Genomic DNA, 12704 nt, shown 5'->3' with positions numbered 1-12704 from the left:
GTGTGGCCTTGTCATCGACAAGGCCACACAGTCGAAAAAAGAAATGTTCCATTTGAATGCGCTGCGTTTTCTCGTGCGCTTTCCAATTCCTTCCCGTTTTATCTCTCTGGTTGTGTCTCAAGGCTATTGGTTGCCATGAGCCAAGGGACAGTTTTGTTCCATGATCGTCAGGTCATTTGAGCTCAAATTGAAAGAAGCGCAGAACGTGCTGCTTTTTTTTACGTGCTTGAAATTATCGAGCGCACTCGCTTTCAGCAAAACCTCCGAATCCGCACACGTGATGAATACGATTGCACGGGCTGGTTTTCCCGGTTCGTCCTGAATGTTCTCCACTGAAGCGTTGATGACAGCTTTTTTACTGACCCCCCTCACGTCGACGATATAGAGATCCTTGAGACGCTTGGGAAAACGAATGTAATGCTCCATCGGTTGGAGTATGTGCAAACCTGCCTCGCTTGGCGCTTTGGCTTCGCGCGTTTGCGAGCGCTCGTTGCCCATGACTTTCAGGAAATGTTTGCTCTTTTCAAAGTCGGCAGGCGCATAGAGTGAGCGGTAGTTGAAATTTAGCGTGGCGAAGAAAAGCAGCAGTAAATAAAAAGGGAAACTGATTAGAAACCAGACATAAATCTCTCGTTCCGAATCGTCGAGAAAGGGCAGAGAGATAGCCGCTGATGTTTCAGACAGTGTTGCGAATATGGCGATAACTGTCATGGGGTTGGTTATTCGCTGTTTGAGTTTGTCCATAATTTTTTCTCATTTGTTTTATCTTTTTCTCGATGGGTTAATGGTTTTTTAGAACGGTGCAGTGAATCAACTGGCGCTTTGATTTTAGAATGGATTGGTTTTTTTATAGTAGTTGGGTGGTGTCGAATGGGGTGATTTGCGGGGTGCGGTAATTTTAGTATGAGATATGATTATCCAGGAACTCCGGCTTCTTTATCGTAATCTATTGTGAGGTCAATATTGCATTGGCAGCTCGCGTTTTTGTTAGCATGTTTGTTGTTGTGAATAGATACAAAAACTATAAAAAAACGAAATATTAGGAGACTATTTATACTTCAGAGGGGCTGTTCAGAAGGTTTTTTTGTAGGATAAATCTTTAAAATTTGTAGGAAGCGTCTCTCGGTGCAGGCGAGCGGGGGGCATGCCATGCCATGGGCGAAACGACTAGGCTATTGTGCTGGTTCTAAAAATTCGAACAGCGAAATTGGACTTGCCCATGAATAAAGTGCTGATCGTGGATGATCACCCCGTCATTCGTCTTGCGGTACGTATGCTGATGGAGCGTCATGGCTACGAGGTCGTTGCCGAAACCGATAATGGCGTGGATGCATTGCAGCTGGCTCGTGACCATATGCCGGATATTGTCATTCTGGATATCCATATACCAAAGTTGGACGGACTTGAAGTTATCGCGCGCCTGGTATCGACAGCAATGCCGATCAAAGTCCTGATTTTAACGTCGCAGGCTCCGGGGCATTTTTCAATGCGTTGCATGCAGTCTGGCGCCGCAGGATATGTTTGCAAACAGCAGGATCTTACTGAGCTGCTTAGTGCAATAAAGGCCGTATTGTCAGGTTACAGCTACTTTCCGAACCAGGCCTTGCACACCGTGCGTTCCAGTTTGGGAAATGCCAGTGAAGCGGACATGGTGGATCGCTTGTCCGGACGAGAAATGATGGTATTGCAACAGTTGGCTCGAGGTAAAACCAACAAGGAGATTGCCGATGGAATGTTTCTCAGCAATAAAACGGTCAGCACGTACAAGACCCGGCTGCTATTGAAGCTTAATGCTCGCTCACTGGTTGACCTGATTGAGCTGGCACAACGCAATGGTCTGGTGTGATTGATCTCGCGTTCATCAAGGTTTCGCACCTGTTAAAAAGCCTCCGTTTCGGGAGGCTTTTAGGTGTCATAGGTCAAAATCGTAATCGGCCAATTGCTTCTGCAGTCGGCGCTCCTCCAGCATATTGTCGATGGTACGGCGCTTGCTGAGGTTGGTCTTTGCCACTTCCACTACCGGTTCAGCGTCTTCGGCTTCAACGGCTGTGAAGTCTTCTTCTACGTCCAATTGCTCTTTGCCAGTGCTCATAGGTTAACTCCAGGCTAAGACTGCCGTTGGCGCCTCTTATAGCGATAATCTCCCTGCGGGTAAAAAAGATTTTTTCAATCGATGTATCAATAAAACCAATAGCGGCTCAATCGTCCGAAGTCTTGTGCTTGTATTCGCACAAATCTTCGATGCGACAGCTCCCGCAGCGAGGCTTGCGGGCCAGGCAGACATAGCGGCCATGGAGGATCAGCCAATGGTGAGAATCGAGCAAATATTGCTTGGGCACGAACTTCATCAGTTTGTTTTCCACCTCGACCACATTCTTGCCAGGCGCAATGCCGGTGCGGTTGCTGACCCGGAAAATATGAGTGTCTACGGCCATGGTCAGCTGACGGAACGCGGTATTGAGCACGACATTCGCCGTCTTGCGACCCACCCCTGGTAGCGCTTCCAACTCCTCGCGAGTCTGCGGCACTTCGCCGCCGTGACGTTCCACGAGCAAGCGACAGGTCTCGATCACATTTTTCGCTTTGCTGTTGAACAGGCCGATGGTCTTGATGTACTCCGACAGCCCCTCGACACCCAACGCATGAATGGCTGCTGGGGTATTCGCCACCGGGTAGAGTTTGGCGGTGGCCTTGTTGACGCCCACGTCGGTTGACTGCGCCGAGAGAATCACTGCGATCAGCAGTTCGAACGGCGAGGAGTAGGCCAGTTCAGTTTTCGGTTCCGGGTTGTCTTCGTGAAGCCTGCGAAAAATTTCCAGCCGTTTTGCTGCATTCATGGACAGTACGTTTCCCCGAAGGAGGTCAGTGTGATGAGGTCGGTCGGGCCCAAGCCTGCCAGGCGGCGATCAGCAATCCGAGCAGGATAAAGCCGCCGGGTGCCAGGGTGGCCAGCCGCAACCCGCTTGTGCCGAGTAGTTCACGCAGCAGTCCGAGGCCGACCATCAATGCGCCGAACAGGACGCACAATCGAAGGCGATCACGCCAGGCACTCTGGAAAAAACCGGAGTGGTCCAGAATGACGCACTGCAGAGCTATCAATCCGGAGTAGATTCCGAGGTGTTGGTGCCATTGCAGTGACCAGGCCCGTGCGGCAAATTCCGCGCAACCGGTCAGCGTCGCCGCCAGTAATACCCCCGTCATCAAATGGGTCGCAGGCATCAAACGGGATCTCACGGCATTCATGCTCAGGCCGAAGGCCAGGGTCACCACCATAAACATCAGCCACACGCCCAGAGCAGTCATCCACGAGCCCGTAGCACCGATCAATGGCGCGAGCATCAGCGAGTTCCGCAGTGACGATGTCTTACTCATGGCTGTTAACCCCGATCAACGCTTGTCGATGTTCATCGAAATAACGCAACGCATCATGGATCGCATTGATCGCAGCGCGGGAGGTGATGGTCGCCCCCGCTATCTGATCGAATTGCCCCTGATCCTTTTTCAGCGCCCAGCCATTGTTGCCGGTTTCAGCCAGAGACAGGCCGGAAAACACCTGAAGCCAACCATTCGGCCATTCGGCGATTCGCGCACCCAGCCCGGAGGTTTCGGATTGCTTGAGCGTTTTGACGCCCAGCAACATGCCATTGACGTCGATGGCGATCAGCAGCTCGAGAGTACCTGCGTAACCGGTAGTCTGGCTGCGCAGCAATACGGCGCTCGGTTGACCGGCTTTGGTCGCGCGATAGCCAGCCAGCAGCGTGCTGTTGGCCAATGTGCGGTCGGTGAGTGTGAGCGGCAGTTCCAGCGGTTGATTGTCGTAGCTGTCAGGCGAAAGCATGTCCAGCAGGTTGCGACTGTCGATCAGGCGTTGTTGCGCGGCGATCCCCGGGGCGCTGACATGCTGCGCGAAGTACGTCGCAGCCATGCCCAGACCTGCAATCAACACCAGGATCACACCACTCGTTGCACGGTTCACGGCGTAATCCTTTCCTGTCTCGATGTGACCAGTCGCTCCAGCGCCGGTACGCAGAGGTTCATCAATAGAACGGCAAACGCCACACCATCGGGATAACCGCCCCATGTGCGGATCAGGTACGTCAACAGTCCCACACCCGCACCGAACATCAAGCGGGCGCCGGGGCTTTTGGGGCCGGACACCGGCTCGGTGGCAATGAAGAAAGCGCCCAGCATGGTCGCGCCGGTGAGCAGGTGAAACAGCGGAGCCCCGTTGGAGTCGGAGCCCGATCCGTTCCAGCACACCAGGCTGATGACGAACAGGCTTGCCAGCATGCCGACAGGCGCATGCCAGCTGAACACCCGCCGTTGCAGCAGAAAAACGCCACCCGCGAGGAACGCCAGGTTGACCCATTCCACGCCACGCCCGCCAAAGTGACCGAACGCAGGGTTGCCCGCGAACAGTTCGTCCATGGTCAGGCTTTTGTTGATGCGCAGGCTGTCCAGTGCGGTGGCTTGAACCCAGGCATCCGGTGGCGGGCCGGAGCTGAAGCCGAAGACCTGCTGCAAACCGCCCATCAGGTCCATACCGTGGGACGATGGCCAATGGGTCATCGGTTGAGGAAAGCTCACCATCACCAAGGCGAAACCGAGCATGGCCGGGTTAAACGGATTGCTGCCGACTCCGCCGTACAGGTGCTTGCCGAGCACCATCGAAAAGCTCGCGGCACTGACGGTCAACCACCAAGGGCAATAAGGCGGCAACGCCAACGCCAGTAACGTCGCGGTGACCAGCGCGCTACCGTCCCACGCGTACGCCGAAATCGGGCGCTTGCGCAGTTGCAGCAGCACCGCTTCAACGGCCAGCGCGGAGACAGCGGCGAGAATGAGATTGATCAATACACCCCAGCCATACAGCCAAAACATCGTCAGCATGCCTGGCACGGTCGCCAGCAACACCAGCTTCATGGCCTGCTGCAGACGCTCGTCGACCGATTCAAGGGGTGGCATAACTGTCCACCAGGCGCTCGGCTTCGTTCAGCGCACGTTCCAATGCCTCGATCTGCTCCGGCGGCAATTCGCTGGATTGCGCCTTCTTTAGCTCGGCGCGACGCATGGCCAACTGGATTTTTGCCCGATTCAGCTCAGCATTTTTCGCCGGGGGAGCCGGCGTCGGCAGGGCCGCTGCACCGTCTTCCAGTGTTGCCAATGCCTGTTCGGCCGCCTCGAATTGCTGCTGCAGGATGATCAACTGCGACTGCTGGTCGAAGGTGGGAGGGTGCCCAAACGCCTTGAGTGATTTATTCAACTGCGCGCGGCTCATGGCCAGATCGATCTTGGCTTTTTTCAGAGCCGCGTCGGCGTTGGCAGCCTTTTGTGCCCGAACGCGTTCCAGTGCGGCCTGCACCGGATCGAGCGTCGAGGCGCTGGGCTGTGGCGCGGTTCGATGCGCACGGGCCTGACGCTCGGCCAGTTTCTGTTCTTCTTCACGATGCAAACGGGCATTGCGCTGCTCGAAGCGACGCCGTGCGTGATTGCGCTTAACGGCTCGCGAGCGTTGTTCTTCAAGGCTGACGGCCAGCCCGCCGACAATCGGTACAACCGTCGCCAGCGGCAGCGGACGCATTTCGATGCAATCCACCGGGCAAGGTGCTACGCACAGATCGCAACCGGTGCATTCGTCGATGATGACCGTGTGCATCAGTTTCGCCGCGCCGACGATCGCATCCACCGGGCAGGCCTGAATGCACTTGGTGCAACCGATGCACTCGGCTTCCCGAATATAAGCAATTTGCGCCGGCGCTGAACCGCGGCTGGTATCCAGTTCCAGCACCGGTACTTTCAACAGGTTGGCCAGGGCCGCGATGGTTTCACTGCCGCCGGGAGGGCATTTGTTGATCGACTCTCCGCCGGCAATGCCTTCGGCGTAGGGTTTGCATCCGGGATGACCGCATTTACCGCATTGGGTCTGCGGCAAGAGGGCGTCGATGCGTTGAATCAGACTCATGTTTTGATCAGTCCGGTAAATCCGAGAAAAGCCACTGCAATCAGGCCGGCGCTGATCAGTTCGATCGGCAGGCCGCGAAAGGGCAGGGGGACATCGTTATCGAGCGTGCGTTGGCGCAAATCGCTGAACAGGCTCAGCACCAGCCAGAACCCCAACCCGGCACCCAGGCTCAGCGCCGTAGCGTGGAAAAAGCCCTTGTCGTCCTGAACGTTGATCAGCATTAACCCCAAGAGTCCGGCGTTGCCTAGCACCAGTGGCCAAAGTCCCTGGAAGGAAAGCTGTGGCAGCCGTCGCGTCAACAACGTCAGCAGCGGAGTTATCAACAGGACGTTTAGCGACAGGAACACGAACAGACTCAACGATGCCAGCTCCAACGGCACCAACACCCCCTGATAGAGCGTATAACCGAGCACGCCGACCACCAGCATCAGGCTGGTCGTTGCGATGCCCAGTGCATGGACCTGTTGGCGCTGGGCGCCGAGCAGTGGATCGACGCCCAACGGCCAGTGCAACACGAAGTTGTTGATCAGGGCAGCGCTGATGAGTGTCAGAAGCGTCTCGGTCATGATCGTTTGCCTGAAGCGTTTTTATGCGCTGCGCAATAGCTCCAACAATAGTATGGGCCAGACATGAAAATCCCACAGGCGCGCCGGGCACGACTGTGGGATAGGGTTGTAGCGCAAACTTACTTGATGCGCTGACCTGGCTTGGCGCCGCTGTCCGGGCTGAGCAGGTAAATTTCTTCACCGCCAGGACCGGCGGCCATCACCATGCCCTCAGAGATGCCGAACTTCATTTTGCGCGGCTTGAGGTTGGCGATCATCATGGTCAGGCGACCGTCGAGCTTGGACGGGTCCGGGTAAGCACTCTTGATCCCGGAGAACACGTTACGTTGCTCCCCACCGATGTCCAGGGTCAGGCGCAGCAGCTTGTCGGCACCTTCCACGTGTTCGGCTTTTACGATCAGGGCAACACGCAGGTCGACTGCGGCAAAGGCATCGAAATCGATTTCCGGCGACAGCGGATCCTTGGCCAGTTCGCCATCGGCAACGGGCGCAGCGTTGCCGGTGTCGGTCTGGCTGGCCGTCAGGTCTTCTTTCGAAGCGTCGGTCATGGCTTGCACCTTGACCGGATCGATTCGGGTCATCAGCGGCTTGAACTCGTTCAGCTGATGGTTGCCGAGCAAGGTCGCGTGGTCGTTCCAGGTCAGCGGCGCGACGTTCAGGAACGCCTCGGCGTCAGCGGCCAGCAGTGGCAGCACAGGCTTGAGGAAAATCACCAACTGGCGGAACAGGTTGATGCCGGTGGCGCAGATGGCCTGGACTTCTTCCTGCTTGCCTTCCTGTTTGTTCAACGACCACGGAGCCTTGTCGGCGATCCAGGCGTTGGCGCGGTCGGCCAGGCCCATGATTTCGCGCATGGCCCGGGCAAAGTCGCGGGCTTCATAGGCGTCGGCAATGCTTGGCGCTGCGGCCAGGAACGCATCGGTCAGCTCGGGCGCGGCGTTGGTGTCGACCAGCACACCGGCATTGCCTTTATTGATGAAACCGGCACAACGGCTGGCGATGTTGACGACTTTACCGACCAGGTCGGAGTTGACCTTCTGCACGAAGTCTTCGAGGTTCAGGTCCAGGTCGTCGACGCCACGGCCCAGCTTGGCCGCGTAGTAGTAGCGCAGGTATTCCGGCGACAGGTGATCCAGGTAGGTCCGGGCCTTGATGAAGGTGCCTCGGGACTTGGACATTTTCTGACCATTGACCGTCAGGTAGCCGTGCACGTTGATGCCGGTCGGCTTGCGCAAACCCGCGCCTTCGAGCATGGCTGGCCAGAACAGGGCGTGGAAGTTGACGATGTCCTTGCCGATGAAGTGATACAGCTCGGCGGTCGAGTCCTTGGCCCAGAACGCGTCGAAATCCAGGTCCGGGCGACGGGCGCAAAGATTCTTGAAGCTCGCCATGTAGCCAATCGGCGCGTCCAGCCAGACGTAGAAATATTTGCCGGGCTCGTCCGGAATCTCGAAGCCAGAGTACGGCGCATCGCGGGAGATGTCCCACTGTTGCAGGCCGGCATCCAGCCATTCGGCGATCTTGTTGGCAACGGCGTCTTGCAGGGTGCCACTGCGGGTCCAGGCTTGCAGCATTTCCTGGAAGTCCGGCAGCTTGAAGAAGAAGTGCTGGGAATCCTTCAGCACCGGAGTGGCGCCGGAGATCGCCGACTTCGGATCTTTCAGGTCGGTGGGGGCGTAGGTCGCACCACATTTTTCGCAGTTGTCGCCGTACTGGTCTTCCGTGCCGCATTTAGGGCAGGTGCCCTTGATGAACCGGTCGGCCAGGAACATTTTCTTTTCCGGGTCGAAGTACTGGGTGATCGAGCGCTGGGCGATGTGACCGGCGTCACGCAGCTTCAGGTAGATCTGACTCGACAGCTCACGGTTTTCTTCGGCGTGAGTGGAGTGGAAATTATCGAAGTCCACCAGGAACTCGGCAAAGTCGGCGCTGTGTTCAGCCTGGACGTTGGCGATCAGTTGTTCCGGGGTGATGCCTTCCTTTTCCGCGCGCAGCATGATGGCCGAACCGTGGGCGTCGTCGGCGCAGACATAGATGCATTGGTTGCCGCGGTGCTTCTGGAAGCGCACCCACATATCGGTCTGGATATATTCCAGCATGTGGCCAAGATGGATCGAACCATTGGCATAGGGCAGGGCGCTGGTGACGAGGATCTTGCGTGGCTCGGACATGGGGCTCGGCTACTTGATGAAACGGAGGTCGGCCACTATAAAGCGCCGGCGCATATTTTTCACCCCGTGTGCCTGTTTCCAAATGCCCTGACCGAAAAAATTGTTGTTTCGGATGAGTGCGGTGCAGGGGTCTTTTTTGTGGCGAGGGGATTTATCCCCGTTGGGTGGCGAAGCCGGCCCATGAATCAGCCATTACGGTACGTCTAATAAACTGAGTGCGCTGGATTGACGACTGCTGCGCAGTCGAACGGGGATAAATCCCCTCGCCACAAGCAAGCTCCCTCGCCACAGGAGCATGTCCACTGCAAATGTTTGTCTGGCATGCCGTCCATTGCTCAGAACAGGTACGATACCCGCCTGATTTTCCAGTCTTGCTATCGGAGTTGCCCATGAGCGCCGTCAATCGCGCAGCGGTGGAAGCCGTCCTTCGCCAATACACCGACCCTTATTTGAACCAGGACCCGGTCAGCGCCGGGTGCGTGCGCAGCATCGACGTCCAGGGCGATCGTGTCAGCGTCCAGCTGGAGCTGGGGTATGCCGCCGGCCTGTTCAAAAGTGGCTGGGCGCAGATGCTGCAAATGGCCATCGAAGGCCTGGAGGGCGTGACAAGCGCCCGTGTCGACATCACCAGTGTCATCGCTGCGCACAAGGCTCAGGCACAGATCCCGGGCCTGGCCAACGTCAAGAACGTAGTGGCCGTGGCTTCCGGCAAGGGCGGCGTGGGGAAATCCACCACCGCTGCAAACCTGGCCCTGGCCCTGGCCCGCGAAGGCGCCAAGGTCGGGATTCTCGACGCGGACATCTATGGTCCGAGCCAAGGCATCATGTTTGGCATCCCTGAAGGCACCCGACCAAAGGTCAAGGACCAGAAGTGGTTTGTGCCGATCGAATCCCATGGTGTCGAAGTGATGTCCATGGCGTTCCTGACTGACGACAACACGCCGATGGTCTGGCGCGGCCCGATGGTCTCCGGTGCGCTGTTGCAACTGGTCACCCAGACCGCATGGGGCGACCTGGATTATCTGGTCATCGACATGCCGCCAGGCACCGGTGATATCCAGCTGACCCTCGCGCAGAAGGTCCCGGTGGCCGGTGCCGTCATCGTCACTACACCGCAAGACCTGGCGCTGCTCGACGCACGCAAAGGCGTCGAGATGTTCCGCAAGGTCAACATTCCGGTGCTGGGTGTCGTGGAAAACATGGCCGTGCACATCTGCTCCAATTGCGGACATGCCGAGCATCTGTTCGGCGAGGGCGGCGGTGTGAAACTGGCCAGCCAGTACGGCGTCGAGTTGCTGGCGTCGTTGCCACTGGCGATGGCGATCCGCGAACAGGCCGATGGCGGCAAACCGACGGTAATCGCCGAGCCGGACAGCCCTATCGCAATGGTTTACCAGGAGCTCGCTCGCCATGTCGGCGCGCGGATCGTGTTGCAGGAAGCGGTATCGCCGGCGATGCCGAACATCACCATCAGCGACGATTGATGACCTGAAACACAATTAACTGTGGGAGCTACCTGTGGCGAGGGGATTCATCCCCGTTGGGCGGCGCAGCCGCCCCAAAAAACTGGGGCCTGCTTCGCAGTCCAACGGGGATGAATCCCCTCGCCACAGGTAGCTCCCACATTGGTTTTGCGGTGGCTTTAAATACGCAACCCGCCATCCATCTCCAGAATCCGACCGGTGTAGTAGTCGTTCTCGAAGATGTAAGCAGCCGAATGGGCGATCTCTTCCGGCTTGCCCATGCGCTTCAACGGAATCCCCGCCGTCATCTTCTCCAAGGCCTCAGGCTTCATGCCCAAGGTCATTTCGGTTTCGATAAAGCCCGGCGCAATCCCCGCCACACGAATGCCGTAGCGTGCCAGTTCCTTGGCCCAGGTCACGGTCGCCGCCGCGACACCGGCCTTGGCGGCGGAATAGTTGGTCTGACCGACATTGCCTGCGCGGGAGATCGACGAAATATTGATGATCGCACCGCTGTTTTTGAGCTCGACCATTTTGGCCGCCACTTCGCGGGTGCACAGGAACACGCCGGTCAGGTTGACGTCGATCACGGCCTGCCATTGGGCCAGGGTCATCTTGGTCATTTCGCCGTCTTTCACCTTGATCAGCAAACCATCACGCAGGATCCCGGCGTTGTTGATCAGGCCATGGATCGCGCCGAAGTCTTCAGCCACCTGAGCGACCATGTGCGTAACCTGCTCTTCATTGGCCACATTGCACAGGTAGGCGCGGGCTTCGACGCCCTTGGCCTTGCACGCGGCGACGGCGTCATCGAGCTTTTCCTGGTTCAGGTCCACCAGCGCGAGTTTCGCGCCTTTGCCGGCGAAATACTCGGCCATGGAACGGCCTAAACCCTGGCAACCGCCCGTGATAATGATTACTTTGTCAGTGAGTTGCATTCGCATGCCCCGGTAGTAGGTCGCAGTGGTCTTATTTCTAGAAGGCCTCTCGATCTGCACCTGATAACACCCGGCTGCACATGAGAACTGCCCCGATGGCGTGCTGGAACTATCACCAGGCGCCTGTCCGTTTTTTCGACGGATTCTATATAAGGAGTCATAAATTGAGCGTTGAAGCGGCCAAGAATGCCCGAGAATTGCTTCTCAAGGAATACCGTGGAGTCTTGTCGACCCACTCCAAGGCCATGCCGGGTTTTCCTTTCGGATCTGTCGTTCCGTACTGTTTGGATGAGCAAGGCCGGCCGCTGATCCTGATCAGTCGAATTGCCCAGCACACGCATAACCTGCAGAAAGACCCGAAATGCTCCTTGTTTGTAGGCGAGCGCGGAGCCGAAGACGTGCAAGCCGTGGGTCGACTGACCTACCTGGCCGAAGCCGAGAAGCTTGAGGACGCTACCGCGATAGACGCGGCAGCCGAGCGCTACTATCGCTATTTCCCGGATTCCCGGAACTATCACCAGGCTCACGATTTTGATTTCTGGGTGCTCAAACCCGTACGCCATCGCTACATCGGCGGTTTCGGTGCGATTCACTGGGTTGATCATCTGACCCTGGCGAACCCGTTCGCCGGCAAGGCTGAAGTCAGCATGGTCGAGCACATGAACGCCGATCACACCAAGGCCATTGCTCACTATGTAGAACTGGCGGGCTTGCCCAAGACCGAGCCGGCGCTGTTGGCCGGTATCGATACTGAAGGCATGCACTTGCGCATCGGTCAGACGCTCTACTGGCTGCCGTTCCAAGCCCCATGTAATACGCCGACACAAGTGCGCGAAGCCTTGGTTTTTCTGGCTCACGCCGAGCATTGGCCAAAAAATGAAGTGGCCGACGCTTGAATTCACGAAACGGCGACGTCATCTAGGGAACACTGGCAAGGCATTCTTGCGTTGAGGAACCATTTGATGCGCCCTTTTTTATTGCTCTTTGTACTGTTTCCGGTGTTGGAGCTGTTCGTATTCGTCAAGGTCAGCGGAGCGATCGGGTTTTTCCCGGCCCTCCTGCTGGTCATTCTCGGCTCGATGCTCGGTGTATTCGTGCTGCGTATCGCCGGTCTGGCCACTGCGCTGCGCGCTCGTGAAAGCCTGAACCGTGGCGAGCTGCCGGCCCAGACCATGCTCGAAGGGCTGATGCTGGCATTGGCTGGTGGCCTGTTGATCCTGCCGGGTTTCGTCACCGATGTGCTGGGCTTGATCATGCTGTTGCCGATCTCCCGTCGGCTGCTGGCCAATAAAATGCGCCGGCGTGCCGAAGAGCAGGCCATCCGGCAGCGTGCGTTCGCCGATGACCTGCAATCCCGTGGCGGCCCGGCCCCCCGCGAGCCTCTGGGCCGCGAGCCGAACGTGATTGAAGGCGAGTTCGAACACCGCGATCCCAAGTAACCGCTTCACTGCACGGCACCTTCGGGTGCCGTGTTCGTTTTCGGGGTATCAAGGTAAAAAATTTTCGATCCCCGCTCTTGTAATAAGCTTATGCGCCCTTATGTAACGGTCACCGCAAGGTTTCTGGCATTCACGCCAGACAGACTTCCGCGTCTCGCTTGTCGA

General features: G+C 57.3%; 14 protein-coding genes. 4 read left to right on the top strand and 10 right to left on the bottom strand.

The annotated features are described in order from the left end of the window. Positions 1–123 precede the first annotated feature (123 nt). Positions 124–744, bottom strand: a complete 621-nt coding sequence (locus tag AC3ZVB_RS26470) for a hypothetical protein (protein ID WP_490148190.1) — start codon at positions 742–744, stop codon at positions 124–126. A gap of 475 nt (positions 745–1219) precedes the next feature. Here AC3ZVB_RS26470 and AC3ZVB_RS26465 point away from each other — a divergent pair, with 475 nt between their 5' ends. Continuing rightward, complete coding sequence (locus AC3ZVB_RS26465) at positions 1220–1846, top strand: response regulator transcription factor (protein ID WP_162439416.1); 627 nt, start codon at positions 1220–1222, stop codon at positions 1844–1846. A gap of 66 nt (positions 1847–1912) precedes the next feature. Here AC3ZVB_RS26465 and AC3ZVB_RS26460 read toward each other — a convergent pair whose 3' ends face one another. From AC3ZVB_RS26460 to metG, 8 genes are all read right to left on the bottom strand, one after another. Beyond that, the gene (locus tag AC3ZVB_RS26460) at positions 1913–2092 is read right to left on the bottom strand and encodes a PA3496 family putative envelope integrity protein (RefSeq protein WP_162439417.1); all 180 of its coding nucleotides are present in this window, start codon (positions 2090–2092) and stop codon (positions 1913–1915) included. A gap of 106 nt (positions 2093–2198) precedes the next feature. Further along, positions 2199–2837, bottom strand: a complete 639-nt coding sequence (gene nth / locus AC3ZVB_RS26455) for an endonuclease III (protein ID WP_162439418.1) — start codon at positions 2835–2837, stop codon at positions 2199–2201. 25 nt (positions 2838–2862) lie between these two features. Next, positions 2863–3372: an Rnf-Nqr domain containing protein gene (locus AC3ZVB_RS26450; protein ID WP_162439419.1), complete on the bottom strand. Its 510-nt coding sequence runs from the start codon at positions 3370–3372 to the stop codon at positions 2863–2865. Beyond that, positions 3365–3976: an RnfABCDGE type electron transport complex subunit G gene (locus AC3ZVB_RS26445; RefSeq protein ID WP_194692625.1), complete on the bottom strand. Its 612-nt coding sequence runs from the start codon at positions 3974–3976 to the stop codon at positions 3365–3367. Before AC3ZVB_RS26445 ends, AC3ZVB_RS26450 begins: the two co-directional genes overlap by 8 nt. Next, entirely contained in the window at positions 3973–4965 is a 993-nt protein-coding gene (locus tag AC3ZVB_RS26440; RefSeq protein WP_490148189.1) for an RnfABCDGE type electron transport complex subunit D, read from the bottom strand. The genes AC3ZVB_RS26445 and AC3ZVB_RS26440 overlap by 4 nt, the downstream gene beginning before the upstream one ends. Further along, positions 4952–5962 (bottom strand): electron transport complex subunit RsxB, encoded by a 1011-nt coding sequence (gene rsxB, locus AC3ZVB_RS26435; RefSeq protein WP_194692623.1) that lies wholly within the window; start codon positions 5960–5962, stop codon positions 4952–4954. Before rsxB ends, AC3ZVB_RS26440 begins: the two co-directional genes overlap by 14 nt. Next, a complete protein-coding gene (locus AC3ZVB_RS26430; protein ID WP_490148188.1) occupies positions 5959–6528 on the bottom strand; it encodes an Rnf-Nqr domain containing protein in 570 nt (189 codons plus the stop codon). Before AC3ZVB_RS26430 ends, rsxB begins: the two co-directional genes overlap by 4 nt. Positions 6529–6647: 119 nt before the next feature. Further along, the gene (gene metG, locus AC3ZVB_RS26425) at positions 6648–8699 is read right to left on the bottom strand and encodes a methionine--tRNA ligase (RefSeq protein WP_490148187.1); all 2052 of its coding nucleotides are present in this window, start codon (positions 8697–8699) and stop codon (positions 6648–6650) included. 389 nt (positions 8700–9088) lie between these two features. On the opposite strand from metG, the gene apbC reads away from it, so the two are divergent. Next, positions 9089–10183 (top strand): iron-sulfur cluster carrier protein ApbC, encoded by a 1095-nt coding sequence (gene apbC / locus AC3ZVB_RS26420; protein ID WP_162439425.1) that lies wholly within the window; start codon positions 9089–9091, stop codon positions 10181–10183. Positions 10184–10341: 158 nt separating this feature from the next. Here the strand turns inward: apbC and AC3ZVB_RS26415 are convergent, their stop codons facing one another. Continuing rightward, complete coding sequence (locus tag AC3ZVB_RS26415) at positions 10342–11100, bottom strand: SDR family oxidoreductase (protein WP_194692619.1); 759 nt, start codon at positions 11098–11100, stop codon at positions 10342–10344. Between the two features lie 164 nt (positions 11101–11264). Here AC3ZVB_RS26415 and AC3ZVB_RS26410 point away from each other — a divergent pair, with 164 nt between their 5' ends. Next, positions 11265–11996 carry a HugZ family pyridoxamine 5'-phosphate oxidase gene (locus AC3ZVB_RS26410; protein ID WP_490148186.1) on the top strand — a complete coding sequence of 244 codons (732 nt, stop codon included), beginning with the start codon at positions 11265–11267 and terminating at the stop codon, positions 11994–11996. Positions 11997–12062: 66 nt separating this feature from the next. Then, positions 12063–12539 (top strand): FxsA family protein, encoded by a 477-nt coding sequence (locus AC3ZVB_RS26405; protein WP_162439428.1) that lies wholly within the window; start codon positions 12063–12065, stop codon positions 12537–12539. Positions 12540–12704 lie beyond the last annotated feature (165 nt).

It is taken from the genome of Pseudomonas sp. MDV22-iso1 (genome assembly GCF_058145095.1).
This window is presented reverse-complemented; position numbering and strand designations above follow the sequence as displayed.